General features: G+C 54.8%; 22 protein-coding genes. 8 read left to right on the forward strand and 14 right to left on the reverse strand.

What is annotated here, in order from left to right; translation table 11 throughout:
- Nucleotides 1–195: 195 nt before the first annotated feature.
- From GOX61_RS18380 to GOX61_RS18415, 8 genes are all read right to left on the reverse strand, one after another.
- Entirely contained in the window at nucleotides 196–1,095 is a 900-nt protein-coding gene (locus GOX61_RS18380) for a LysR family transcriptional regulator (RefSeq protein WP_170336072.1), read from the reverse strand.
- Nucleotides 1,096–1,166: 71 nt separating this feature from the next.
- Complete coding sequence (locus tag GOX61_RS18385; RefSeq protein WP_170336074.1) at nucleotides 1,167–1,841, reverse strand: DUF1028 domain-containing protein; 675 nt, start codon at nucleotides 1,839–1,841, stop codon at nucleotides 1,167–1,169.
- A complete protein-coding gene (locus GOX61_RS18390; protein WP_170336076.1) occupies nucleotides 1,838–2,257 on the reverse strand; it encodes a RidA family protein in 420 nt (139 codons plus the stop codon). Before GOX61_RS18390 ends, GOX61_RS18385 begins: the two co-directional genes overlap by 4 nt.
- A 12-nt stretch (nucleotides 2,258–2,269) precedes the next feature.
- Nucleotides 2,270–3,382, reverse strand: coding sequence for an aromatic ring-hydroxylating oxygenase subunit alpha (locus GOX61_RS18395; RefSeq protein ID WP_217353924.1), 1,113 nt, complete (start codon nucleotides 3,380–3,382; stop codon nucleotides 2,270–2,272).
- A 1-nt stretch (nucleotide 3,383) separates the two neighbouring features.
- Nucleotides 3,384–4,550, reverse strand: coding sequence for an aromatic ring-hydroxylating oxygenase subunit alpha (locus tag GOX61_RS18400; RefSeq protein ID WP_170336077.1), 1,167 nt, complete (start codon nucleotides 4,548–4,550; stop codon nucleotides 3,384–3,386).
- 23 nt (nucleotides 4,551–4,573) lie between these two features.
- Nucleotides 4,574–5,830, reverse strand: coding sequence for a flavin-containing monooxygenase (locus GOX61_RS18405; RefSeq protein ID WP_170336079.1), 1,257 nt, complete (start codon nucleotides 5,828–5,830; stop codon nucleotides 4,574–4,576).
- Nucleotides 5,831–6,018: 188 nt separating this feature from the next.
- Nucleotides 6,019–7,173 (reverse strand): acetylornithine deacetylase, encoded by a 1,155-nt coding sequence (gene argE, locus GOX61_RS18410; RefSeq protein ID WP_170336081.1) that lies wholly within the window; start codon nucleotides 7,171–7,173, stop codon nucleotides 6,019–6,021.
- Complete coding sequence (locus GOX61_RS18415) at nucleotides 7,173–8,357, reverse strand: M24 family metallopeptidase (RefSeq protein ID WP_170336082.1); 1,185 nt, start codon at nucleotides 8,355–8,357, stop codon at nucleotides 7,173–7,175. The genes argE and GOX61_RS18415 overlap by 1 nt, the downstream gene beginning before the upstream one ends.
- Before the next feature lie 96 nt (nucleotides 8,358–8,453).
- Here GOX61_RS18415 and GOX61_RS18420 point away from each other — a divergent pair, with 96 nt between their 5' ends.
- The 7 genes from GOX61_RS18420 (at nucleotide 8,454) to GOX61_RS18450 (ending at nucleotide 16,673) form a co-directional block, all read left to right on the forward strand.
- Complete coding sequence (locus GOX61_RS18420; RefSeq protein WP_170336220.1) at nucleotides 8,454–9,599, forward strand: M24 family metallopeptidase; 1,146 nt, start codon at nucleotides 8,454–8,456, stop codon at nucleotides 9,597–9,599.
- Nucleotides 9,596–10,303, forward strand: coding sequence for a maleate cis-trans isomerase family protein (locus tag GOX61_RS18425; protein ID WP_170336084.1), 708 nt, complete (start codon nucleotides 9,596–9,598; stop codon nucleotides 10,301–10,303). The genes GOX61_RS18420 and GOX61_RS18425 overlap by 4 nt, the downstream gene beginning before the upstream one ends.
- 138 nt (nucleotides 10,304–10,441) lie before the next feature.
- Nucleotides 10,442–11,542: an ABC transporter ATP-binding protein gene (locus GOX61_RS18430; RefSeq protein ID WP_170336086.1), complete on the forward strand. Its 1,101-nt coding sequence runs from the start codon at nucleotides 10,442–10,444 to the stop codon at nucleotides 11,540–11,542.
- Between the two features lie 88 nt (nucleotides 11,543–11,630).
- Complete coding sequence (locus tag GOX61_RS18435; protein WP_155147750.1) at nucleotides 11,631–12,722, forward strand: extracellular solute-binding protein; 1,092 nt, start codon at nucleotides 11,631–11,633, stop codon at nucleotides 12,720–12,722.
- A 74-nt stretch (nucleotides 12,723–12,796) separates the two neighbouring features.
- Nucleotides 12,797–14,071, forward strand: coding sequence for an ABC transporter permease (locus tag GOX61_RS18440; RefSeq protein ID WP_170336088.1), 1,275 nt, complete (start codon nucleotides 12,797–12,799; stop codon nucleotides 14,069–14,071).
- Nucleotides 14,072–14,076: 5 nt separating this feature from the next.
- Entirely contained in the window at nucleotides 14,077–15,288 is a 1,212-nt protein-coding gene (locus GOX61_RS18445; protein WP_155147754.1) for an ABC transporter permease, read from the forward strand.
- A gap of 164 nt (nucleotides 15,289–15,452) precedes the next feature.
- On the forward strand, nucleotides 15,453–16,673 hold the full coding sequence (locus GOX61_RS18450; RefSeq protein ID WP_170336090.1) for an aminopeptidase P family protein: 1,221 nt from the start codon (nucleotides 15,453–15,455) through the stop codon (nucleotides 16,671–16,673).
- Nucleotides 16,674–16,823: 150 nt separating this feature from the next.
- Here the strand turns inward: GOX61_RS18450 and speB are convergent, their stop codons facing one another.
- The 4 genes from speB to GOX61_RS18470 form a co-directional block, all read right to left on the reverse strand.
- Complete coding sequence (gene speB / locus GOX61_RS18455) at nucleotides 16,824–17,789, reverse strand: agmatinase (RefSeq protein ID WP_170336092.1); 966 nt, start codon at nucleotides 17,787–17,789, stop codon at nucleotides 16,824–16,826.
- A 21-nt stretch (nucleotides 17,790–17,810) separates the two neighbouring features.
- Complete coding sequence (locus GOX61_RS18460; protein ID WP_170336094.1) at nucleotides 17,811–19,091, reverse strand: TRAP transporter large permease; 1,281 nt, start codon at nucleotides 19,089–19,091, stop codon at nucleotides 17,811–17,813.
- A complete protein-coding gene (locus GOX61_RS18465; protein WP_170336096.1) occupies nucleotides 19,088–19,693 on the reverse strand; it encodes a TRAP transporter small permease in 606 nt (201 codons plus the stop codon). The genes GOX61_RS18460 and GOX61_RS18465 overlap by 4 nt, the downstream gene beginning before the upstream one ends.
- A 68-nt stretch (nucleotides 19,694–19,761) precedes the next feature.
- Nucleotides 19,762–20,805: a TRAP transporter substrate-binding protein gene (locus tag GOX61_RS18470; protein WP_170336222.1), complete on the reverse strand. Its 1,044-nt coding sequence runs from the start codon at nucleotides 20,803–20,805 to the stop codon at nucleotides 19,762–19,764.
- Nucleotides 20,806–20,913: 108 nt separating this feature from the next.
- Between GOX61_RS18470 and GOX61_RS18475 the strand changes: the two genes are divergently transcribed.
- Nucleotides 20,914–21,813: a LysR family transcriptional regulator gene (locus GOX61_RS18475; RefSeq protein WP_170336098.1), complete on the forward strand. Its 900-nt coding sequence runs from the start codon at nucleotides 20,914–20,916 to the stop codon at nucleotides 21,811–21,813.
- A 568-nt stretch (nucleotides 21,814–22,381) separates the two neighbouring features.
- Here the strand turns inward: GOX61_RS18475 and GOX61_RS18480 are convergent.
- Together GOX61_RS18480 and GOX61_RS18485 are read right to left on the reverse strand one after the other, a co-directional pair.
- Nucleotides 22,382–23,998 carry an ABC transporter substrate-binding protein gene (locus GOX61_RS18480; RefSeq protein WP_170336224.1) on the reverse strand — a complete coding sequence of 539 codons (1,617 nt, stop codon included), beginning with the start codon at nucleotides 23,996–23,998 and terminating at the stop codon, nucleotides 22,382–22,384.
- Between the two features lie 220 nt (nucleotides 23,999–24,218).
- Nucleotides 24,219–24,872: a YfdX family protein gene (locus GOX61_RS18485; protein ID WP_170336100.1), complete on the reverse strand. Its 654-nt coding sequence runs from the start codon at nucleotides 24,870–24,872 to the stop codon at nucleotides 24,219–24,221.
- Between the last annotated feature and the right edge of the window lie 75 nt (nucleotides 24,873–24,947).

Below are 24,947 nucleotides of genomic sequence, written 5' to 3' on the forward strand. Positions count from 1 at the left end.
AAATTTATCATATTTTGAATGCAGACCTTCGTGCGCTTGGTTGTTTTGGAGTGCAGAACGGACCAAAAAGCTAAGGCTTTGTCACTTGAAGATATTCAGGTCCGATTAATTCGAGACTCGGGTTTGATCGAGTTTGATACTCAGAACTTGATTGCCCGGTCAGAATGTCCCAGAGCCTAGTTCAGTGACTTCGCTTCAAATCAGTTCTGCACGACAATGCTCGACAAAAGCCGCGTGGGTGCTGCTGCTGGTCGCGCCCGGCACACCCAGAACACCCATGGCAATCGGGGGTACCCCTCCGACGATCGGTACGAATTTCAGTGGCTTACCATCTGGTGCGAGATCGTTCAGAGGAAGGAAATTTGCAATGGAGTATCCGAACCCATTGGCAACCAGACTTCGCATTACGGCCATATCGCGCGTTCGCTCACTGATCACCGGTCGTAGCCCTGCGCGGGTGAAAAACGACAGGAAGTAGTCAGAGCTGATCGGCAAATCGAGCAGGACCATCGGATAGGCTGCAAGATCATGAACGGTCACGCTGTCACAGATGGCAAGCGGGTGCTCCGGCGCCAGTAACGCGAATGGCGGCAACTCCTTTACCAGATGAAACTCAAGATCAGGTGGAAGGTTCAGATCATAGCTGAGGGCCAGATCGACTTCAGCGCGTCGCAGAGCCGCGAATATTTCGTTCTGAGTCAGTTCAACCTGACTCATATGCACATCCGGGTATTGCGCTTCAAAGCTGCGGCGCAGGCCTGACACCACAATCTGGGCAAATGATACAAGGCAACCCAACCGCAAAGGACCCTGAACTGTGTTCGAGACAGTCGCGGCCATCCGCGTCAGTTCCGTCGCCTGATTGAGAATGAGCAGTGCCTGCCCGGTAAGGGTTCTGCCCGCTTCGGTCATTTTCAAACCCTGCGCCCGCTGGCGTACGAATAGCGGGATACCCAACTCGGTTTCCAATTGTGTTATCGCAGATGAGATCGAGGGCGAAGATACGTTAAGCTTTTGACTCGCAGCGGCGATGCTGCCGCACTCACCGGCTGCAACAAAATACTCCAACTGGCGTAGCGTGAATCTGATCGGCATGTACAAGCTTTCAAGTGGCCTGCTCATGGTGGAGCAAGGGCCACCCGACGTCCAGTCACCTTTGCAACCGGTCAATTGTCACCCGGCACCCCATAGGAAGGTGCCTCGCGCGGGTCAAGCGCGCGCTGGACATAGGCATCAATCTGCGGTGCGTAGACACCCCACGCTGTTGCGATGTTTTCGATCGGACAGTCTTCGGTCCAGTCACAACGTAAATCAGCAATGGGCCAGGAAAGACGGTCGACGATCTTGAGACCGGCAGAGTGTACTGGTCCCGCTTCTCCTCCAGCTCTCAGTCCCGCCCGCATTGCGGCAATCAGACGATCACCGATATGGCCGGTAGATTCGACAAATCCGGCCACGATGGCCCCGGGAACTCCTTCGTTGGCCAGCAGATTGCCACCAGAGGCTACATCGCGACCTTCGGCTTGTGTCCAGATGCCCAGACTGTTGGCACCTGAATGGATAGCCGTTCGCCCTTGCGTGTCGATGGCCAATACCTGTCGATAGTCCATGAAATTTCCCTGCCGACCGATCTGGTCAATCGCTTCGGGAGCGGACAGGCCATTTTGCATCAGATCAAGTGTGAGTGGACCCAGCGTCGGGTCCGTCACGTTCTGAGACGCTACTGCCCCGACACCAGCGCGTGCAAAAGAGCAGCGCGCTGCCACAGCCGGAGAGGACGATGATATAGCCAAACCGAACATGCCGGTTTCAACGCAGCGGGCAACAAGGGAAAATGTCATGCGGGGATCACCGCAGTCCCGTCAATTTCGACCAGCCATTCGGGTCTGGCCAACGCCTGAACCACCAGACCGGTCGAGACCGGGTGTACGCCTTTGATGTACTCGCCCATGGTGCGATACACCGCCTCGCGATGGCGAACATCGGTTATGTAAACAACAACTTTGACGAGGTGGCTCATGTCTCCGCCTGCTTCTTCAATAAGCTGGCGAATGTTCTGCATCACCTTGTGAGTTTGCTCAACCGGGTCATGGCTGTCGATGTTTGCTGCGTCGTCCAGATTCTGCGGGCATTGGCCCCGCAACCAGACGATTTTGCCACTGGCCTCGGTCACAACGGCCTGACAGAGGTCATTGTCCAGATTCTGTTCAGGATAAGTATCGGACGTATTGAATTTCCGAATTCGTGTATGGGCCATCAAGTGCCTCCGCTATGCCACGGCCTGAACGCGATCCTGTTTGGCAAGCCAAAGCTGGAAGTCCCGAATAGTGCCTTCGTAGTTGTCTTCCGCCAGAGGCCCGGAACAGGCGTGTTCAGAATTCAGGGCAACTTGCATTCTTTCAAGCTTTTCCCGATCTTCACGATTGACCTCTTCCCATAGCGAAACCCGCTTAGAGATTGTTTCTTCATCCAGATCGTCGCCGTAAACCGACAGGGTCCATTTGACTCGTATCTGTTCAGCGTTCAGCGGAAAAATACTCAGCGATACAAGAAGACTTGCCGCCTGGCTGGCAACTTGCGTTGGGAACACTGAAAACAATGTTGACCGCAAACGCTCATCCTCGGAAAGACCTTCTGCGCCGAAGCCGCGTGAAGGGATGTCTTTGGGGTAATTTGCAGCATATGAGGTAAAGCCGTCACCTCCGTAGAGTTTCCGTGCCAGACCTGTCGGGGTGTAACCATGCAGCGTTTCCGGGTGTACGACCGACAAGTGGTAACCTTCCATGAAATTCTCGACGAGACATTTCCAGTTGGTATTCCATATCTCTTCTCCCACATGGGCAACACGGAACGTCTCGCTTTCGTAAGGGGCGAGCAATCCATCAAGTTCGGGATATTCAAAGGGCTGGGCGTGCGGGTCGAGGCTTACGTAGATAAACCCGTTCCACAAATGCATATTGTGCCGGTGCAGACCACAGTTGGAGGCATCGAAACCTGCATTCTTCATGCGCGCAGCCCGCATCAGAGATCCATCAAGGTCATACGCCCAGGCGTGATAAGAGCAAATGAACCGTTTAGCCGATCCACTGCCCTCGGCCAGTGGCATACCCCGATGCCGGCATACATTTGCCAAAACCGCGATATCTCCGTCTGCTTTGCGCACGACGATCAAGGGCTCGTTCAACAACTGAACGGTAAAGAAATCACCGGGTTCAGGCACCTCGTCCGCACGACCTAGACAATGCCAGCCACGACGCAGGACAGTCGCGGCTTCGTGTTCGAATTGCAATGCAGAGGTGTAAAATGCACCGGGCATCGACATCGGCCGGTCCGCAGGCAGGGCCGCAATCTCTTGCAGCTGTTTCGCAAGCTCGGTGTGCATCTCAGGCCCCCTCCTTTATTCTGGGTTCGAAATTGGAATCCATGCGATTCATCAGGTATTGTGCAAAGTCGAAATTTGGACGTTCCAGATGCGACAGATGTCCGGGCTCGGCCCCATCCGCGCAAAGACCGCGATAGACCTTCTCTGTGCAGCCACGGTCCTCGACGTTGACTTCGTCCAACAGTGTTTTCAGGTCGATCAGGTTCTGCTGGGCCTCCGTATCGTCCGCATAATCATCGGACATGCCCCCGCCGAAACGGATCTGTACCTGTGACGGCCCCTTGGGGTGCAGGCTCAGATACCAGAAATATCCGGGCGTTAGTGTGATCAGTAGGCTCGGATAGATCGCCAATAGAAAGGTTGTTCGGCGCTCATCTCCCTGCAGGCGGTCATTCTTGGGATGCGCCATCGCGATACGCAGCGATTCATCCTTGAGGATCGTGTGATAATTGAAAGCTCTCCGACCCGGTGGGCAAATCATTTCATCCAGCCGTGAAAGCCCACCGATGGTTCCTGCGTGACAAACCGGCAAGTGATAGCTTTCCATGAAGTTTTCTGCGAGCACCTTCCAGTTTGTGTCCCACAGATGCTCTTCAAAGAAGGTCTCAGTATAGTTGGTCATGTCGTATCCGGCGACCAGATCCTCGACTTCTTTCAGTTGCGAAGCCACCGGGGATGCATCGGGGTTAAGGGTTATGAAAACCCAACCCAGCCATTCCTCACACGACACTTCCGGCAGAGCATAATCGCTTTTGCAGAACCCCTTGTTTCCGGCCATTGCTGGCGCACCGCGCAGCGAACCATCCAGATTGTAAGTCCATGCGTGATAGGGACAAACAATCGATTTGGTTTGCCCCCGTCCATGCAGAAGTGTCGACATTCGGTGGCGACAGACATTCGAGAAAGCCCTCAATTCACCATCCCGATCGCGTAGTACGATGATCGGTTGATCAGCCAGTTCGCAGGTTACGTAGTCTCCAACTTCTGACAACGAACTGGCGCGACCGACGCAGAACCAGTCTTTCTTGAAGATGTTTTCAAGTTCGGCCTCCAGAAACTCTTGAGAGTAGTACACGGAAGGCGGCATTGCCCGGGCCTGTTCGAACGGGACGGATACATTGGCCCGCAATGCTTCGACCGGATTCTCGATGGGATGCATAACTGTCATGTTTCGGTGCCTTTCCTGCCGAGTCACTCAGCGGCTGCAGGACAATAGTCCCGGTAATTTTTCTGGATGGCTATCTGATCTGCGACATAAGCTGCGTCGTGCCAAACGCCCCAAATGAAGGTAGACCCGCGCCGCGATTGCCACGGCAGTCCGAGAAAATAGATGCCTGGCTCAGTCGAGACGCCGCGCTGATGCATCGGCGCACCTGTCGGGTCAAACGCATCCACTTTCATCCAGCTGAAATCCTGACGATAGCCCGTAGCCCAGATTATGGTGGTGATACCTTCAGCCCTGAGATCAAGCTCATGGATCGGATTGGTCAGGCATTCCGGGTCGGGCGGCAGGGTCCTTGCCTCGGGTTCCTGAGGCAGATCCAAACCCATACGTTCAGCATAGGCATCCGCCTGATCAAGCATATCGAGATAGTTCGCATCCCCTGCGGCGATGTTTTCCGCCAGATCATTGTCGATGATCAGCTTGCCGTTTTCATATCGATCAGCCCTGCCTAGCAGCGTCATGCCTTCGGCTGCGAGGCGGCGGAAATCTACCGTCTGTCCACCCTGCGCGCCACTGACCGAAATCGTGACATGTTCGGTGCCGGGTTCTTTGGCGGGAATGTCCCACAGGCCCAGTACACCCAGCCACCAGCAATAGTCCCGACCGCGATACGCACGAGGGGGACGATCATGCGGTCCAACACAAAGGAAAGTCTTGCGGCCGGCGCGCTGCAACTCATCTGCAATCTGACCTCCCGACGAACCAGCGCCCACTACAAGCACAGCCCCTTCGGGAAGATCTTGCGGGTTGCGGTACGAGGCCGAATGGATCTGCGTAATGCCCTCACTCTCGGGCACGATATCCGGAAAACCCGGATGCTGAAATGCGCCCGTTGCTGACACTACGGCCTCGGCTTCGATCACGCCGTCCGATGTTTCAACCGTAAATCCCGGCCGGCCAACATTCTTTGTAAGAGAAATCACCTCAACCCCTGTCCGAATGGGGGCCTCGATCATCTCGGCATAAGCGTTCAGATAATCTGCAACCTGTTCTTTGGGCGGAAATGCGTCCGCCCCACAGGTCTGAAACTTCATGTTTGGAAAACGATCGTGCCAAGCCGGGCCGTTTGCCACCAGCGAATCCCAGCGGCGCGATCTCCAGGCTTCGGCCACGCGATGCTTTTCAAGAACGATATGAGAAATCGAGTTGCGGCTCAGATGCTCGCTCATCGCGATTCCAGCCTGCCCTGCGCCTACAACAAGGGTATCAACATATTCCACCATCGCTCGGAGCCTTTCTTGCTAGGTCTCCGGGAACCTGCCATTCCCGGAGAGCGCAAAAAAGAATAGTCTTTCTTCTTTTCAATTAGGTAAGAGCTAAGAAGTAATATAACCGGTAACTATTGGCGATCGACACCAATTAAGGCGTTGAAAAATTGCAGAAACAAAGTGGAATGGTTTCGGCAGATCAGTCAGTTGACCAGCGTCTCACCCAAACGCCTTAGCATACGGCAGCAAAGTTCCATCTGCTCGATCTCCAGATACTCATCAGGCTTATGAGCTTCACGGATCGAACCGGGGCCGCAGACGATCGTATTTGAGCCCAATTGCTGAAACAGCCCTGCCTCGGTTCCGAACGCCACCAGATCGGCACCGTTTGCCCCTGTCAGCTTTGCAACCAGATCGCGGGCCGCGTTGTCATCCATGGGCTCGAGACCAACAACTTCTGCTATGATTTCCAGCTCGATACCTGCCTTTGGATGAACAGACTTCATATCGGGCACCAGTGTACCGTCAACGTAATCCGTCATTTCCCCTTTCACGAAATCTGCATCGCTCGCCTGAACCGGTCGCATTTCCCAGTCGACCTCGGCTTTGCCGACAATAACATTATGCGCTACGCCGCCCGAGATTCTGCCGATATTTATAGTGCTCCATGGCGGGTCAAACTTGCTGGTCTTTGGGGTCCTTGCCTTCAGAGCCTCTCGCAACTCGAGCAATTTCGCCACATAGCGCGCAGCATATTCGGCGGCGTTCACACCTGCATCCGGCGCTGAACCATGCCCCTCCAATCCGGCAAATCGGGCCGTGTACTCATAGCAGCCCTTGTGACCCTCGATGACGCGCATCTCGGTGGGCTCGCCAACAATCGCGATATCCGGAACAATTCCTCGCTGCGCGATATCACGGATCAAATTTTGCGCGCCCAAACAGCCCGTTTCCTCATCATATGTGAAGGCAAAGTGCAGTGGTTGCTTCAAGGCGCTTGCATCAAGCGTCTCGGCAAGCGCCAGACTGGCTGCAATGAACCCCTTCATGTCACAGGTGCCCCGACCAAAAAGCTTTCCATCGCGACAGTTCAATTCAAAGGGATCGGTTGTCCAATCCTGATCCGCAACGGGGACGACATCCGTGTGTCCGGACAACATGACACCGCCTGGCAGGTCCGGCCCTAGTGTCGCAAAAAGATTGGCTTTGGTGTCGCTATGGTCTGCAGTTAAGGAACAACGTGCGCCGAGCGCTTCGAAACGATCCGACAGGTATTTGATCAGATCCAGATTTGAATCTATCGAAACTGTCGGAAATGCGATCAAATCGCCAAGTATATCGATAGACCGGTCCAGCATTATGGTTTCACAAACATCTTGCGGGGCCGATCGCAAAAGCACTCAGCAGGTCCATTTTCGGTAATCAGGATCGACTCGGTGATCTCTAGCCCCCAGTCATCCATCCAGAGGCCGGGCATGAAATGAAAGGTCATGCCGGGTTCGAGAATGGTCTCATCTTCGTCGCGCAGCGAGATTGTGCGCTCCCCCCAATCGGGCGGATAACTCAGTCCAATCGGATATCCGCAACGCGCCCCGCGTTCTATTCCCGCGCGCTCCAGCGGTGCGGCCAGAGCGGCAGCGATGTCCTTTGCTCGATTTCCCGCCCTCGCGGCATCAAGACCGGCTTCCAATCCTTCTACCAGTGCTGCTTCTGCGCGTTTCAGCTGATCGGGGGGACTCCCCAAATACACAGACCGGCAGAACGGGGCGTGATAGCGCCTGTAACATCCTGATAATTCGAAAAAGGTACATTCGCCGGATTTGAATACATCGCCATTCCACGTCAGGTGGGGTGCTGCAGCATCCGTTCCCGACGGTAACAGGGGCACAATTGCTGCGTAGTCCCCCCAATCGTCGCCGACACCCGTGATCGCGTCGTGATAAATTTGAGCAACAAGTTCATTTTTGCGAAGGCCCGGTTCAACACGCTCGAGCACGCCATCAACGATGTGCTCGGAAATACGCGCGGCCTTGCGCATAAAGGCAATCTCTTCCTCCGACTTTACGGCGCGTTGCCAATTCACCAGTGCGGTTGCATCGATCAGTGACGCACCAGGCAATTCAGATAGCAGCGTCTGATGTGCCTTCGCTGAATAATAGTAGTTGTCCAGCTCAACACCAATCCGACCGTGGGCATGCCCATATTCGGTGATCAGTTTCGCAAGATCCTGCATCGGATGGCGTGTTGTCGATTGCACAAAGCTGTCTTCATAACCGTGGATACGGTCATCCGTCATCCAAACGGTACGGCGCGCGCCATTTGCATCCTGACTGCGCCCCCACCAAACCGGAACAGAGTCCAGAAAGATCAGCGCGCCCTGATGAACATAAAACGACCAACCTTCGTAGCCAGTGAGCCATGAAATGTTTGAAGGGTCTTCTATGAAGAGGCAATCCAGACCGGCCTGAGACATTGCGTTCCGGGTTTTGGCAAGGCGGCGATCATATTCCGCTTGGGTAAAGGCCGGGTCAGTATGCGCCATCTGAATCTCCGCTTCGCAACGAACTTTGGTTGACACAACTTCACCAATCGGCTCACGTCAATGGGTCAGGCAGTCGACGGGATGGAGTTCATCAAAATGAGAGGGTTTGAACAGGCCGAGTTCGAGGCCCGGACTAAGCGTGCTCAAAAGGTGATGGAGCAGAAGGGCCTGTCGGCACTATTGCTGACGACCGAGACGGATGTGCGTTACTTTACCGGGTATCTGACGCGGTTCTGGGAAAGCCCGACGCGCCCTTGGTTTCTTGTACTGCCGGCGAGCGGCAAGCCGGTAGCAGTGATCCCCTCAATCGGTGCAGCGCTCATGGGACAGACATGGGTTGATGATATCAGAACATGGAGCGCGCCTGATCTGAAGGATGATGGCGTTTCATTGCTGGTTGAGACACTGATTGAGTTAACACCGGCAGATGGTCAAATCGGGATACCAGACGGCCACGAAACGCACGCGCGGATACCGCTGGCAGATCTCAACCGTGTGCGTGGAAACATTGGTCAGCGGCAAATTGCAGGTGACCATGGCATCCTGCGGCAGCTTCGAATGGTCAAATCCCCCGCTGAAATTGCTAAGATCGAAACCGCCTGTGACATTGCAGGTAGCGCATTTGCACGTGTCCCGGAAATTGCCTCTTCCGGTGTGCCGCTGGATGAGGTGTTTCGCGGGTTTCAGATCCTCTGCCTTGAAGAAGGAGCTGATTGGGTGCCTTATCTGGCAGGCGGAGCAGAGCGTGGCGGGTATTCGGATGTAATCTCGCCTGCACGACCGGTGCCATTGTCCAATGGTGACGTGCTAATGCTGGACACAGGCCTCGTCTGGGATGGGTACTTCAGTGACTTTGATCGCAACTGGTCGATAGGACCTGCCAGCAACGAAGTCCAATCCGCACATGCCCGCCTGATCGAAGCTTCGGACGCTGCATTTGAAATCGCAAGGCCCGGGACCACGGCCGCCGATCTGTTTCACGCCATGAATGATGTGTTGACCCGTGATGCTGAAGGGACGGATGCGGGGCGGCTGGGTCACGGTTTGGGTATGTCGCTGACTGAATGGCCGTCGCTTATCCCATCAGATCACACAGTGCTGGAGCCGGGTATGGTCCTTACGCTAGAACCGGGAATCGCTGTGGGTGACAAAATACTTGTCCACGAAGAGAACATCGTCATCACTGACAATGCACCAAGATATATCAGCCCCCGCATAGGCCCTGAGTTGATCGAACTATGACACATATTCCTTATACTCTGGATACAGACGATCCGAATGCGTCACCTCTGGGCCTGATTGTGCTTCAGACCGATGAAACTCTTGAGCCCGAATTCAGTGCTTATTTCTCGGATCGGAAGTATCCAATCCACGTGACCCGCATTCCAAGTGGTATTGAGGTGACAACGGATAGTCTGGCTGAAATGGAAACTGCGCTGCCGGCTGCTGCCAGTCTTTTGCCGAACGCGCGGCCTTATCGGGTTGTTGGATATGGATGTACCTCGGCCAGTTCGGTCATAGGGTCCGAATGTGTGGCGGAACTGGTTAAGCAAACCTGCAATACTGCTGAGGTTACCAATCCCCTGCGTGCGGCTGCGGCTTGCGCCGCAGATCTTGGGGTTTCAAAGTTTGCGTTGCTCTCGCCCTACATAGAAGAGGTCAACATACCGTTGCGCCGGGCGTTCGCCGAGCGTGGAATGTCGACTGATGTTTTCGGAACCTTTGGCGAGGCCGAAGAGGCAAAAGTGGTACGCATATCCAACCAATCGGTGGTCGACGCCGCCGTAAAATTGGGCTCCGATTCTTCGGTCGAAGCAGTATTTCTAAGCTGTACGAACCTCAGAACCTTGTCGGCCATCCCTGAAATCCAGAAAAGGATCGGAAAGCCGGTTCTTTCAAGTAATCAAAGTCTCGCTTGGCATATGAAGCGTTTGAATGCAGCTTAATGAATTATCAAAACGATATCTCAATTATCAAAAATTGCATTCAAGGTTGCAATGACGCACCTGCTTGGTCTTAACTGAGTCGACAGATCAGTGAAATCCGACGCTGTTGGATAATCATTTGACGAGACAGGGGGTCTTGTGACCGAAACAAGTAACGACGCCGCGTTTGTCGAATTTCAACGCGTTCAAAAGTCTTATGATGGCGAAAATCTCGTCGTTAAAGATTTAAATCTGGCTATGCCCAAGGGTGAGTTTCTGACGATGCTCGGGCCATCAGGGTCCGGGAAAACCACCTGCCTTATGATGCTCGCCGGGTTTGAAACAGCTACCCATGGTGAAATCCTGTTGGATGGGCGACCCATCAACAATATTCCGCCCCACAAGCGCGGCATCGGCATGGTGTTTCAAAACTACGCCCTGTTCCCGCACATGACTGTGGCCGAAAACCTTTCGTTCCCACTGGAAGTCCGCAAGATGGGCAAGTCCGAACGAGAGGAAAAGGTAAAGCGCGCTCTGGATATGGTGCAGATGGGTGCCTTTGGCAGCCGCCGTCCTGCGCAGCTGTCAGGTGGACAGCAACAGCGGATCGCACTGGCGCGTGCTCTCGTTTTCGAACCTGAGCTGGTATTGATGGACGAACCACTGGGCGCACTAGACAAGCAGCTGCGCGAACACATGCAGTTCGAAATCACCCGTCTTGCGCACGAGCTTGGAATCACAACCGTTTACGTCACTCACGACCAGACCGAAGCCCTGACCATGTCGGATCGTGTGGCGGTGTTTGATGACGGCCGCATCCAGCAACTTGCCCCGCCCGATCAGCTCTATGAAGAACCCGAGAACAGCTTTGTTGCGCAGTTCATCGGTGAGAACAACACGCTGGAAGGCGTGGTGAAATCGATCGACGGTGATACCTGCCTTGTTCAACTGGATGATGGCTCGGAAATTGATGCGGTTCCGATCAATGTTCACCAGCCAGGCGAGCGCACCAAAGTGTCGATCCGGCCTGAGCGTGTTGAATTCAACAAAGACCGACTGCACGCCGATGCGCACACGCTCAAGGCGATAGTGAAAGAGTTCATCTATATGGGCGATGTGTTCCGCTTCCGCATGTCGGTCGCTGGAAATGACGAGTTCATCGTCAAGACACGGAATGCCCCGGATGCTGTAAAACTGAAACCCGGCGAAGAGATAGAGATCGGGTGGCTGCCTCAGGATTGTCGTGCGCTGGACGCATAGACCAGCCGGGTCAGGCAGAGGGACAGGCTGACGAAAACCCGTGCGTCAGCCTACAATAATACAAACGGGAATAACTGGGAGATACTTTATGAAACCAACAAAGATCTTGCTTTCTGCAGCCGCAATTGCGACGGCCGCAGGCACCGTTTCCGCAGAAGAGATGACGATCGTCTCGTGGGGCGGCGCCTATTCGAAATCTCAGCTAAAGGCTTACCACGAGCCCTATTCGGAAAAGACCGGCGTCACAATTCTGAACGATGACAGCTCGGCCGAAGCGGTGGCAAAACTGCGCGCGATGAACGAAGCGGGCAACATCACATGGGATGTGGTTGATGTTGTGGCTGCAGATGCGATCCGTCTGTGTGACGAAGGCCTGGCGATGGAAATCGACCCGGACACGCAACTGGCGGCAGCACCTGACGGAACACCTGCATCGGAAGATTTTGGTGACCTGTTGGTCAGCGAGTGCTTTATCCCGCAGATCGTGTATTCGACGACCTTTGGCTATCGTACAGATCTGGTGGGCGACAATCCTCCGACCGACATTTGTGCGGTATTCGATCTCGAAGCGTATCCCGGCAAACGTTCGCTGGAAAAGCGCCCGATCAACAACATGGAATGGGCTCTGCTCTGTGACGGCGTGGCCAAAGAAGACGTTTATGACGTTCTGGCAACTGCCGAAGGTCAGGACCAGGCTCTTGCCAAGCTCGACACCATCAAGGACAGCGTTGTCTGGTGGTCCGCCGGTGCTGACACACCGCAGCTTTTGGCTGATGGCGAAGTCGTCATGGGTTCGACCTATAACGGTCGTCTGTTCAGCGTGATCGAAGAGCAGAAGCAGCCAGTTGCAATGCTTTGGGACGCTCAGGTGTTTGACCTTGATGGCTGGATCATCCCGGCCGGTCTGAGCGATGAGCGCAAGCAGCGCGCGCTGGACTACATCATGTTCGCCACCGACACTCAGCGTCTGGCAGATCAGGCCAAGTACATCTCGTACGGTCCTGCACGTGCATCGTCTGCACCGCTGGTTGGTCAGCACGCCGAACTGGGTATCGACATGGCACCACATATGCCGACCGATCCGGAAAACGCAAAGAACACGTTCCTCTACAACTACGAGTTCTGGGCTGACTATCGTGATGACATCGACGCCAAATTCCAAGCGTGGCTGGCACAATAATCGCTGAATGCGTTGAAAGACCAGTCAGGTGGCGGTGCGCCGCCGCCTGACCCAAGCAGAACCAAGAGGCACGAATGACTGACGCAAGCCAACCCGCCGGACCCATGCTGGCAGCGGACGGAACGCCGCTCAAGCAATCGCTCGCGCGTTCGTTGCGGCGTCAGAAACTCCGGGCGCTTTTACTTGTCGCGCCACTACTCCTGTTCGTACTGTTTTCGTTTCTTGTCCCCATCGCCTCAATGCTGTTCCGCTCGGTCGAGAACAGCATCGTTTCGGATACGATCCCGTTAACGGTCGAGGCACTGAATAATTGGGATGAGACAAGTGGCGAGTTACCGGGCGAAGATGTTTATGATGCGTTCGTCCGTGATATGGTCATTGCGATCGACAACAAACAACACACCCGGTTGGGAACGCGTCTGAACTACGAAGAAACGGGCATGTCTTCGATGTTCCGCAAATCCGGTCGGAAGCTCAAGCGTCTGGATCCCGAAACCGACGGACCGTTCAAAGAACAGCTGATCGAAATTCACGAAGGCTGGGGTGATCCACAGACATGGCGTGTGATCAAGACGCACGCGGTGCCGATTACAAATGGTTACTTCCTGAATGCTGTCGATATGCGACGCACTCCCGAAGGGGCGCAGGCGCAACCGGAAGACAAGCAGATTCTTATCAAGCTTTTTGGTCGTACGCTGTTCATGTCACTGGTGATTACCGGTGCATGTATCCTGTTGGCCTATCCGATCAGCTACCTGCTGGCGACATTGCCAATGCGAGTTTCGAACCTGCTGATGATCCTCGTATTATTGCCATTCTGGACATCCCTTCTGGTGCGAACCTCGGCCTGGAAGGTCATGCTGCAGCAACAAGGTGTGATCAATGACACGCTGGTTTGGCTCGGGCTGGTTGCAGATGATTCACGTCTGATCATCATCAACAACCAGATCGGTACGATTGTTGCGATGACGCATATCCTGCTGCCATTCATGATCCTGCCGATGTATTCGGTGATGCAGACGATCCCGCCATCCTACACCCGTGCCGCCAAGTCGATGGGGGCCACGAACTGGACCACCTTCTGGCGCATCTACTTCCCGCAATCCATTCCGGGTATCGGAGCGGGTTCGATCCTCGTCTTCATTCTGGCGATTGGTTACTACATCACGCCCGAGATTGTCGGCGGAACCAAGGGTGTCTTCATCTCGAACCGGATCGCCTACCACATCTCGTCCTCGCTGAACTGGGGGCTTGCCGCGGCCTTGGGAACAATCCTGCTGGGTGTCGTGCTGCTGCTCTATTGGGTCTACGACAAGATCGTCGGCATTGATAACGTGAAGCTGGGATAAGAATAATGGCCGCACTTACACCGATATCCCGCAAACCTCTGTCAATGGTCCTGCCCAGTGTTGCGCTTGCTGGCGCTTTCGCCGGAATTTTTGTCGGCGCTGGAAATGGCTCGATTCTTCTTGGAATGTTGGGCGGAGCGATCCTGATCGCAGGATTGGCCTGGATCTACATTACGCTGCTAAAAAACGAAAAGCTGGCGCGATGGATTAATATCCTTGGCTTCGGCATCGTTGGCTTTCTGGTTTCCGGTCCGATGGGGGGTGTACTCGGCCTGCTGGGCGGGTGGTTCTTCATCTGGTTCATCTATTGGCTGTACGAAGGCCGGTATCGCCGCAAACTGTTGCCCTACCTGACGCCAAAACAGGTGTTCTACCACTACCTGTTCAGAGTGATCTGTGGTGCGATCTTTGTCTTCCTGATCACACCAATTCTGGTGGTTCTGCCGCTATCCTTTAATGCTCAGGACTTCTTTACGTTCACGCCGGAAATGTTGCGGCTGGACCCTGAAGGGTATTCGCTGAAGCACTACCGCGATTTCTTTACCAACAATGAATGGCAGCGCAGTTTCAAGAACTCGCTGATCATCGCACCGATTGCGACGATCATTTCAGTCTCTCTGGGTACGCTGGCGGCCATCGGCCTCAGCCAGAGCCACGTTCCCGGACGCCGCGCCATTATGGGTATCCTGATTTCGCCCATGATTGTTCCGCTGATCATCTCAGCCACCGGGATGTTCTTTTTCTACAGTGATATCGGCCGCTTCATGGAAGGTACGCTGGGCATGAACAAGAACCTTGTGGGTTACATCAAGGTTATCCTCGCGCATGCGGTTCTGGGTATTCCGTTTGTTATCATCACTGTGACCGCGACCCTGGTGGGTTTCGATCGATCCCTGACTCGCGCCGCTGCCAATATGGGCGCTGGTCCTGTCCGGACGTTCTTTTCAATCCAGATGCCGTTGATCCTGCCCGGCGTGATCTCGGGTGGCCTTTTCGCCTTCATCACTTCGTTCGATGAGGTGGTCGTTGTGCTGTTTGTCGGGTCTGCCAGCCAGAAAACCCTGCCTTGGCAGATGTTCACCGGCCTGCGGGAGCAGATCAGCCCGACCATTCTGGCGGTTGCGACGATCCTCGTGGTGATCTCGATCGCGTTGCTTACCACGGTTGAACTGCTGCGGCGTCGTTCTGAACGTCTTCGCGGGCTTTCTCCGGCTTGACGTAAAAAAGCAGGTCATTTAACGATTCACCCGTTCAACCCCTGCTGCGATGGCGTCGTGGCACTTAAGGGGTTGATCGGCTCTCGGACCCCGAGACCGCCTGTCCTGAACGCCGGGACATGTGGCCGGGCTTTGCACGTCCGGCAAAGATGAGAGACCTGACTATGACCGACCTAACAAATCGCCCAGAGTTCTTTACCTGTCACAATGGTGACAAAGCGCCCCTGCCGTTCAGCAAGGGGGAATATGAACGTCGCTTGGCCAAGCTGCGCTCGATTATGGCAGCCCGCGATGTTTCCGCAGTGCTGCTGACTTCGATGCACAACATCGCTTACTATTCCAGCTTTCTGTACTGTGCCTTCGGTCGTCCCTACGGCTGCGTTGTGACACAGGATAGCTGCACCACCGTGTCCGCCAATATCGACGCGGGACAGCCCTGGCGGCGTTCTGTCGAAGAAAACGTTATCTACACTGACTGGAAACGCGACAATTACTGGCGCGCTGTTGCAAGTCTGATTGGTAACGCGAAACGCGTCGGTATCGAGAGCGACCACATGACCTTGGCCGCGCGCGATACCGCGCTGAACATGCTGGGCGCGCCCGAGCTTGTCGACATTGCACCCGATACCATGGCAGCACGTATGGTGAAGTCCGCAGAAGAGATCGAGTTGATTAAGGGTGGTGCACGGACCGCTGACGTTGGTGGCGCCGCGATTCATGCTGCAATCCGAGAAGGTGCAACCGAGATTGAGATCGCAATGGCAGGCCGCGATGCGATGGAGGCCGAGATTGCCCGCGCTTATCCAGATGCTGAATACCGTGACACCTGGGTTTGGTTCCAGTCAGGTCTCAACACAGACGGCGCCCATAACCCGGTGACAAAACGCGCGCTGCAGAAGGGCGATATTCTTTCGCTGAACACTTTCCCGATGATTTCGGGATACTACACAGCGCTTGAGCGGACCCTGTTTCTGGGTGAACCGGACGCTGAAAGCCTGCGCTTGTGGAAGGCCAACGTCGCAGCTCATGAACTGGGCCTAAGTCTGATCAAACCGGGCGCGACCTGTTCCGGCATCACTGCCGAGATCAACCGCTTTTTTGCGGATGAGGGCCTGCTGCAATACCGTTCCTTCGGCTACGGCCATTCCTTCGGTATTCTCAGCCACTATTACGGGCGCGAGGCAGGGCTGGAACTGCGTGAGGACATCGACACCGTTCTCGAACCGGGCATGGTGGTTTCAATTGAACCCATGTTGTGGATTCCCGAAGGGCAGCCCGGCGCAGGCGGTTATCGTGAACACGATATTCTTGTTGTTGGTGAAGATGGCGCAGAAAACATCACGGGCTTCCCATATGGCCCGGGTCACAACATTATCGGCGCCTGACCGGATGCGTGGGGCCATTTGCTCCACGCTTGCCAAAGGATATCGACATATCAGATCCTAAGCGCTTCAAACGACGTATTCCGGCACTCAGATCAGACTGACTGCCGGAATACTGAAGCATTCAAATGCAGAATGCTCTGGGGAGGGAACTTACTTCCGATTGTGGAAGATGAAGCCGATGAAGTTCAGCAACAGTTGCGCCGCAAGAATCTGGGTGCTTTCGGATGGGTCATAAGCTGGGGCGACCTCTACCAGATCGATGCCAACAACATCGCCACGTTTGCTCAGACCCTGCAGAATCTCCAACACGTCATAGTACTGAAAACCACCATGGCTGGGTGTGCCAGTTCCGGGCGCAATTGATGGGCAGAATGCGTCAATATCGATGGTGACATAATAGCGTACACCTTCGGGAATACGATCCAAAACTCCCTGAGTTCCCAGTTTGCGGACCTGTCGGACCGACAGAATATCCGAGCCGCGGGCGCGGGCATCGTCATAACCCTCTTTCGCGGTCGAAGATACGTTGCGGATACCCAGCTGGGTCATGCCCGATACGTAATCCTTCTCAATCGCACGACGCATTGGGTTGCCGTGGCCGACTGTGACGCCGTGGCGCTCATCGACAAAGTCCAGATGCGCGTCGATCTGAATGACGTGGATCGGACCTTTTTCGGCGCAGTCTTCCGCATAGGCATTAATGCAGGGAATGTTTACCGAGTGATCACCGCCGATCGTGACGGGGATTGCACCCGCATCGAGTATCTTTTTGACGCCGTATTCGATGTTGGCGTGGCTCTCTTCGGTTTTAGTGTGGATGATATCTGCATCCCCCAGATCAACGATGCGAACGTCGTTGCCAAGATAGGTGGCATCGTCCTCGTGATCATATGCACCTGCGTGGCCAAAGCTGAACAGGGTCGATGCCTCACGCACCGATCGCGGCCCGAACCGTGCACCCGAACGGAACTGGCAGCCGAAATCAAATGGCGCACCAAGGATTGCTACATCCGCGTCGATCTCGTCCCAGTTCTCGACGTAAGGTTTCTTGCCAAAGGTCGAGATGCCAACAAAAGGCAGATTTAGACGACCAGCTTCATAACCATGTCCCGACATGAATTCTCCGTTTCTTATTGTTTAGCGATAAGCCAGTTCCGGCAGGAACAGGGCGATTTGAGGGAAGGCTACCAGCAACCCGGTCACAATCAAAAGAATGATCAGGAACGGGGGTACACCGCGTACCACTTCGATAAAGGGCCGGCGGAAGACAGCGATGGCGGTGAACAGGTTGCAGCCGAAGGGTGGTGTTGCCGCGCCGATGGCCACCTGCAATGTGATCAGGACACCGACCAATACCGGGTCCAGCCCGCTAGCTTTGATCATTGGCGCAAAGATCGGCACCAGGATCAGGATCACCACGATCGAGTCCACAAACATGCAGCCAACAAAGAAGGCGACGTTGATCGCAAGCAGCACCATCAGTGGGCTGGCCTGTTCAAGACCCAACGCGGCAATGATGGTTTGCGGCACCTGCGCAAAGCTCAGCGTCCAGCTGAACGCCGCACCGGCCGCGATCAGGATGAAGACTACCGAGGTGATGGCGCCGGTGGACAGCGCGATATCGAACAGATCTCCGATTTTGATCGAGCGGAAGATCACGACCTCAAGCACGACGGCATAGAGAACGCAGATCGCAGCGGCTTCGGTTGGAGAGAAGACACCGCCATAGATGCCGCCAACGATGATGGCCGGGAAGCCCATGGGCCAGAGTGCCTTGCGCAGAGCGGTAAAGCGCTGGCCCCAGCCTTCGCGCGGCAGCACAGGAATATCGTGGCGATAGGCGTAATACATGCAATAGGTCGAGAACAGCACCACAATCAGCAGGCCCGGCAGGATACCCGCAATGAACAGTTGCGAGATCGATGTGCCTGAGACCACGCCATAGATAATCATGCCGATCGAGGGCGGGATCAGGTAGGCGAGATCGGCGGCGTTGACGATCAGGCCAATTGAAAAGCTGTCGCTATAGCCCGATTTCAGCATCCGGGGCCGCATGGCCCCACCGATGGCCACCACTGTCGCCTGTGTCGAGCCACAAACCGCGCCGAACAGTGCGCAAGCTGATGTGACAGAAATAGCGAGCCCGCCCTTGATGTGGCCCATGAAACTCATCACCAGATCGATCAGCCGGTTGGCGGAATGACCCCGCGTGATGATATCGGCAGCGAGAATGAACATTGGCACCGCAATCAGCGCGGCCGGTTTCACACCCCCGATCATCTGCTGGATCAGGATCTGCATGTTCATGTTGGGGAAATAGACAAGGAACCCCAGCACCGCCGCCGAGATCAACGGCATTTTCATCGGAAACCCTGCCAACAGCAGGACGATCATCACGATCAGCATCAACTCGGTCATTTGTCTGCCTCCGTGGAATCTTCGTAGCGCTGAATTGCAGCTGCAGTTTCAGGGTCTTCATAGCTGTCAACTTCGAGGTAAGAGACGTAGACCTCTTCCTCGGCAAAGTTCAGATTGCGGATTGCCGTCAGCAGGTATTGGAAAGACGCGAGGCTCAGGCCGATCACTACCCAGACATATGTCAGATACAGCGGCAGCTGCAGCGCCGGGGTAATTCGCCCGCGTGAGGCGACTTTCTGCACATATTCCAGCGCGTACCAGGCCAGTACGGCCATAACTACGGCGGTGGTCGCGGCGATGATGACCATCAGACCTTTACGCAGTTTGATCGGAAGCGCATCATAGATCGCCGACATGCGGATATGAATGCCCTTGCGGGTGGCGTAGCCCAGCCCCATGAAGGTGACGATTACGATGAGGAATTCATTCAATTCCTCGGAAAAATAGATGGATTGATTGAACACGTACCGGCCAAAGACGTTGGCGATAGTATTCACGGCCATCAGGATGATCCCCCAGCCCAGGATCAAGACTTCGATCCGCCCGATGACGGCGTCGATCTTTCCCAGAAAGCCGAAGGGAGTGGCAGTGCCGCTGTTCATGATATCCTCCCTTTTAAAACCCTCACGCGCCCGGCGCGTGAGGGAGTTTTACGTGAGTGGTGGGGAGATCAGTTGCCCGCAAGCTCAGCTCGCAGAGCGTCCAGCAATTCCTGACCACGCGCGCCGACCGTATCGACATAAGCTGCCGAGGTGCCGGTGCTGCGCTCACGGAAGGCGTCACGCTCTTCTTCAGTCAGGACGACCAGGCCGATATCGGGCTTGGCTTCTTTGATGATGTCCAGACGCTGCTGGTTGAAGTCGGTGACAACGCCATCGATGAACCCGGTCATGTCGGCCATGGTGTCACGTACCAGTTGCTGGCGATCAGGGCTGAGGGTTTCGAACCAGTCCGAGCCGGCAACAACGGTGGTGACCAGCTCTTGCTCACCGGCCCAGATCAGGTGGCTGGTGACTTCGTAGAACTTCATTTCTTCGATGGTCGGGATCGGGTTTACCTGACCGTCGACAGCACCCAGCTGCAGCGCGCCGAACACCTCGCCGAACGGCAGCGGTGTCGGGCTGGCGCCCATGTTCTTGTAGGTCTCCAGAAGGATTGGCGACACCATCACGCGCATTTTGAAGTTGTCAAAATCTTCAGGTGTGCGGATTTCGCGGTTGGTGGTCCAGACCTGCGGGCCTTCGGAATACATGGTCATGACTTCCAGACCACGCTGACGGAAGTCATCGTTCAGCGGACCGTAAATAGTTTCCGAGCTGCTGAGGATGTTCGAAATCGCTGCCGGATCAGACGGCAGCAGGTAGGGCAGCAGGAAGACCTGGCTTTCGGGAACAATGGTGCCAAGGTTGCCGATCGAGACGTTGGTGAACTGGATGATGCCGTCCGCGGCCTGCTCGACCGTTTCGGTTGGCGTGCCCAGGGTACCCATCGGGTAAACCGTTACGGTCACTTCGCCGTTGGTGGCTGCTTCGATACGCGATTTGAACTCTTGCGCATAGGCATCCATGATCGAGCCCGGAATCTCCTCGATGGCGAATTTCCAGTCCTCGGCCATCACGCTGATCGGCGCGATGCTCAGCAGCGCAGCGGCGGCAGTTATCTTGATATTGGAGAAAGAGATTGTCACGCGAATGTCCTCCCATTTCGCTTTCATTGCCAATTCTGGAGAGAACCACACCACGGATTCTTTCATGAAAAAATATTATCTTGTAAATGTTCACATAAAGAAAAACTATGTTATGTGGTTAGGAGGAGCTGACCTTTGAAACTGCTGAGAAATACACTCCTTGAGACATTTGTGGCCGTGGTCGATTGCGGTGGATTTACCGATGCACAGTACGCACTGGGCATTACACAATCCGCCATCAGCATTCGAATCCGCGACCTCGAAGCGGCACTTGGATATCGTGTGTGCGAACGCGGGCGAGGGGGGTTCCGCCTCACGGAGCGGGGTGAGATCGCCTATGGCAAAGCCAGGGACATTCTGCGCAGCGCGCGTGATTTTGATGCCGAACTCCTTGAGCTTCGGGACGCCACAACCGGCGATTTGCGGATCGGGGTCGTGGACGCCGTCAACACCCTTGCCGACCTGAGCCTGGAAAAGGCCCTGAAGCGGTTTCTCGACCGGCCAAACGATGTACGCCTGGAGATTGTTGTTGCTTCACCGACGGAACTCACACAACAGCTGATAACCGGAAAACTGCATGTTGCAATTGCACCGTTTCGCAACCAAGTTGCTGATCTGACATACACCGAATTGTGCCAAGAAGAGCACCGGCTCTATTGCGGTCGCGACCATCCGTTGTTCGATTTGCCCAACGACAAAATCGATATCAACATCATCTCGGGTTATCATATTTGCCAGAGATCCTACAGCCACCTGGTATCGCCCGAGCTTCAATCCACAGACCCAAAGGCTGTCGTGGCGAATATGGAGGCCATGGCGACATTAATTGAGACCGGACACTACCTTGGGCCACTGCCGGTCCACTTCGTAGAAGCCAGAGCACAGAACGGAAAGCTCCGAGAACTTGCGCCGGACAGGTTGCACTGGACCTCCACATTCTACCTCGCAACCCGGCCGACAAACCTTCACAGACGAGCAGTTGAGCTTTTTGTTGAGGATGTGATCTGGGCTTGTGGAGCGGACGCTAAACGATAAAGCGTCAATATCAGGCGTCGGGCTCATTGATTTTCTAAGTCAGTAGATTGCGATTGCTGTAAGAGCGATTTCTGAAAGGAAGGCTTTCGGGCATCGTCTATAGCGGGCTTTCACATGCCCCAAGTTCAGGGGCCCGTCGAACATGATTTCGTCTAACCATCTTCAAACCGAAGGTGCCTTTGTCGTTTGGTCGCGTACCACGGTTATACAAGATCTTATGCAGGCCTCAGGGGTAGTGAACACCGTGAGGCGCGCGGGGGACACGCGCCAACCAGCTCGGGAAGAGAGATCGATATTCCCTTCATGCCATTAGCCTCAACTGATCGATAATGCGCGCGTTCATATGCGACTTGAGATAGCCAACCGGATCGTTCTTCTCGGTATCTGGGATATTGATGACATGATACATCTCGATCTCTAGTTAATTACTGCGCTCTGCGTCACATCCCCGGATATTCGCAGAGCGCGCCTTCCATGAGTGAGGGGACAATCTCAGGAAGTGTGTTGAAGAAGGCGCCCATCAGATCTGGTCTGAGCTGAACGCCTGAAATTGGCGGTGGTTAGTGGCTCAGGCCTTCCAGCCCCATTTGTAGTGATGATGTTCAAAGGCTGGGTGCATTCCGGTTTCAGCCAAGCCTTCGACCATGAAACGATAGAGTGAACGCCAGTACGGCTGAATGGTGACGCCTTCTTCCTGGATCAGTTCTTCCATCTTTTTCGCCACCAAACGGCGCTTGTCTGCATCCGCAATTGTCAACGCTTCAGCCAGCAGGGCGTCAAACTCGGCATTTTCCCAACCAAACTCATTCCATGCCTCGCCTGATTTGTAGGCAAGCGCGTGAATCTGCACACCCAAGGGTCGATGGTTCCAATTGGTTGAACTGAACGGGTACTTGGTCCAGTCGTTCCAGAACGTTGCCCCAGGCAGAACTGTCCGCTTTACCTTGATACCCGCATCCCGCAACTGAGCGGCCGCAGCATCGGTTGTGTTTCTGCGCCAGTCATCATCGATCGAGAACAATTCGTGCTCGTAATCGCCCATTCCGGCCTCATCCATCAGTGCCTTCGCGGCCTTCGGATCATAGGGCATAGGTGGCAACGGGGCGAATTCGGGATGCAATGGGCCTACATGGTGGTTTTCGGCAGTTTCGCCGCGATTCCCGTAACCAAGTTCGAGCAGAACAGCGTTTTTAACCGCCATTTGAATTGCCTTGCGCACCCGCTTGTCAGCATAAGGTTTGCTACCATTTACCTCTGCTTGCTGGTTGGGACGGATGACAATGGTGCTCATGGTCAGCACTTCGGACTTTTCATAGCCGAGGCCATCCAGAACATCGATGAATTCTCCGACGGCCTCGTGAAGCATATCGACTTCGCCGGATTCCAGCGCTGCCAGCCAAGCAGCCGGATCGGTGCCATAGTCGATGTATTCGATCTTTTCCAAAGCTGGTTTGCCGAACACCTCATCGCCCCACCATGGATGCGCATCATTGCGTATCAGTGTGCATTTAACGCCCACCTCAAATTCATCGATCAGATACGGACCGGTGCCAATGGCACCTTTGACGTCGTTTTCATCGAAGGATTCATGCACGATTGCAGCAGGATAGTCAGACATTCCCGCAATCAGAGAAATATCCGAATCCGGTAGTGTGAGCTTTACCGTATGATCGCCTACGACTTTGACCATGTCGGGGCTGGCTTTGTTCAGCGTCGGGTCAACCAGACTTGCAAAGCGACCGGCCATCGAGTTGGTTTCGACACTTCTGTCAGTCCATCCGCGAATATTCCGGGCTACATCCTGAGCCGTAAAATCGTCACCATTGTTCCACTTCACGCCCCTGCGGACATGAAGAGTGTATTCGGTGGCGTCATCATTAACCTCCCAGCCTTCTAGCAGCATGGGCGTCAACGAACCATCAGGGTTGTATTGCACCAGATATTCAAGGGTGCCGCGGGTTTCGTTGCCCATTTCGGACCAGTCATAGGTACGCGGGTCCTTCAAAGCGCGCACGCTCATCTGAACGCGCACAACGCCGCCATCCTTTTTGATGACATCCGCACTTGCCGGTGCCGGCACACCAATCAAACTGTAAGCAGCCGCAGCGCTAACCCCGAGGCCAGTGGCACGAGTCAAGAATTCGCGACGGCTAAGCTTTCCCTGATGATATTCACTGGCGTGCATTTCGATCGCCCAGTGGATGTCAGATTGTTTTTTAGTCTTACTTTCCAATTTTTCCTCCCTTGGTGGGTGTTTCAATGCGAGGATCAACACGGCAAAATAATTCGCCAAAGACGATCTTCGGTGCTGTCAGAACCTTCTCGTACCGGGGCTGACCGCCATCGAGTTGCCCTGCGTGAAATGATGAGAACCACGCAGGGCACGTCTTCCGTGAGTGGTCAGTTCAACCCGGAAGTATGTCGGCCAGAGGATAACCTTGGGCAGGCAGATTGCCGGGCTTGAAGTCTTGGATCACCGTCGAGGTTTCCACCGCCTTAAGCGCCATATTGGCCTTATGAATCTGTCCTGCCTCGATATCGGTCAGTGCCTGTTCCAGATGTGTTGCGGTGGCGCCGACAGGCAACATTACGACTGCGACATCCAATTCGACGCCAGCCTTCGACATGACCTTGATCGCTTCATCGACGCGACCCTCCTGAATCATGACCCCAGCTTGGGTTATGCTAGCGCCATGCTGATCCGTGGGCTCAAACCCATCGGAGAACTTTAACCCGCTGTCGACGGGCAGCGCGTAACCCTTGCTATCACTCAGATGCACCGAGAATTTTGCCGCATGCTCGTCGATAGCGCCTCGTGAGGCGGACACGATCTCTTTGGCCTGATCAAGATTGCCATCGAACAAGGCCAGACGCGCAGCCCGCACACCGTCCAGAATGAGCTTGCCGGTAGCAGGAATGCGGATGTGTTGTGTTTCAACCTCTCCAGCAGTTTCCGTTTCGCTGGTCACATCCGTGTCAGCAAACGCAATCTGCGATAAACTTGTCGTGGCGAGGGCGAGGGCAACAATGGTGGCCACAGATTTCTTATTCGCTTTCATGCTCATCTCCTGATCTTCTGCAACTTGGTCTGCTGCGATTGACCGGAAACTAGATTGTAAACTTCACCTCAGCTT

This window comes from Ruegeria arenilitoris, assembly GCF_013030265.1.
Taxonomy (GTDB): Bacteria; Pseudomonadota; Alphaproteobacteria; order Rhodobacterales; family Rhodobacteraceae; genus Ruegeria; species Ruegeria arenilitoris_E.

Bases quoted from the DNA above. Each gene is read 5' to 3' on its own strand.
- argE (WP_170336081.1), bottom strand. From the start codon at position 7,173: ATGCTGGACCGGTCTATCGATATACTTGGCGATTTGATCGCATTTCCG.
- GOX61_RS18450 (WP_170336090.1), top strand. From the start codon at position 15,453: ATGACCGACCTAACAAATCGCCCAGAGTTCTTTACCTGTCACAATGGT.
- GOX61_RS18415 (WP_170336082.1), bottom strand. From the start codon at position 8,357: ATGGCGCATACTGACCCGGCCTTTACCCAAGCGGAATATGATCGCCGC.
- GOX61_RS18395 (WP_217353924.1), bottom strand. From the start codon at position 3,382: ATGCACACCGAGCTTGCGAAACAGCTGCAAGAGATTGCGGCCCTGCCT.
- GOX61_RS18460 (WP_170336094.1), bottom strand. From the start codon at position 19,091: ATGACCGAGTTGATGCTGATCGTGATGATCGTCCTGCTGTTGGCAGGG.
- GOX61_RS18465 (WP_170336096.1), bottom strand. From the start codon at position 19,693: ATGAACAGCGGCACTGCCACTCCCTTCGGCTTTCTGGGAAAGATCGAC.
- GOX61_RS18470 (WP_170336222.1), bottom strand. From the start codon at position 20,805: ATGAAAGCGAAATGGGAGGACATTCGCGTGACAATCTCTTTCTCCAAT.
- GOX61_RS18480 (WP_170336224.1), bottom strand. From the start codon at position 23,998: ATGCACGCCAGTGAATATCATCAGGGAAAGCTTAGCCGTCGCGAATTC.
- GOX61_RS18385 (WP_170336074.1), bottom strand. From the start codon at position 1,841: ATGACATTTTCCCTTGTTGCCCGCTGCGTTGAAACCGGCATGTTCGGT.
- GOX61_RS18405 (WP_170336079.1), bottom strand. From the start codon at position 5,830: ATGGTGGAATATGTTGATACCCTTGTTGTAGGCGCAGGGCAGGCTGGA.
- GOX61_RS18435 (WP_155147750.1), top strand. From the start codon at position 11,631: ATGAAACCAACAAAGATCTTGCTTTCTGCAGCCGCAATTGCGACGGCC.
- speB (WP_170336092.1), bottom strand. From the start codon at position 17,789: ATGTCGGGACATGGTTATGAAGCTGGTCGTCTAAATCTGCCTTTTGTT.
- GOX61_RS18425 (WP_170336084.1), top strand. From the start codon at position 9,596: ATGACACATATTCCTTATACTCTGGATACAGACGATCCGAATGCGTCA.
- GOX61_RS18380 (WP_170336072.1), bottom strand. From the start codon at position 1,095: ATGCCGATCAGATTCACGCTACGCCAGTTGGAGTATTTTGTTGCAGCC.
- GOX61_RS18400 (WP_170336077.1), bottom strand. From the start codon at position 4,550: ATGACAGTTATGCATCCCATCGAGAATCCGGTCGAAGCATTGCGGGCC.
- GOX61_RS18445 (WP_155147754.1), top strand. From the start codon at position 14,077: ATGGCCGCACTTACACCGATATCCCGCAAACCTCTGTCAATGGTCCTG.
- GOX61_RS18420 (WP_170336220.1), top strand. From the start codon at position 8,454: ATGAGAGGGTTTGAACAGGCCGAGTTCGAGGCCCGGACTAAGCGTGCT.
- GOX61_RS18390 (WP_170336076.1), bottom strand. From the start codon at position 2,257: ATGGCCCATACACGAATTCGGAAATTCAATACGTCCGATACTTATCCT.
- GOX61_RS18485 (WP_170336100.1), bottom strand. From the start codon at position 24,872: ATGAAAGCGAATAAGAAATCTGTGGCCACCATTGTTGCCCTCGCCCTC.
- GOX61_RS18440 (WP_170336088.1), top strand. From the start codon at position 12,797: ATGACTGACGCAAGCCAACCCGCCGGACCCATGCTGGCAGCGGACGGA.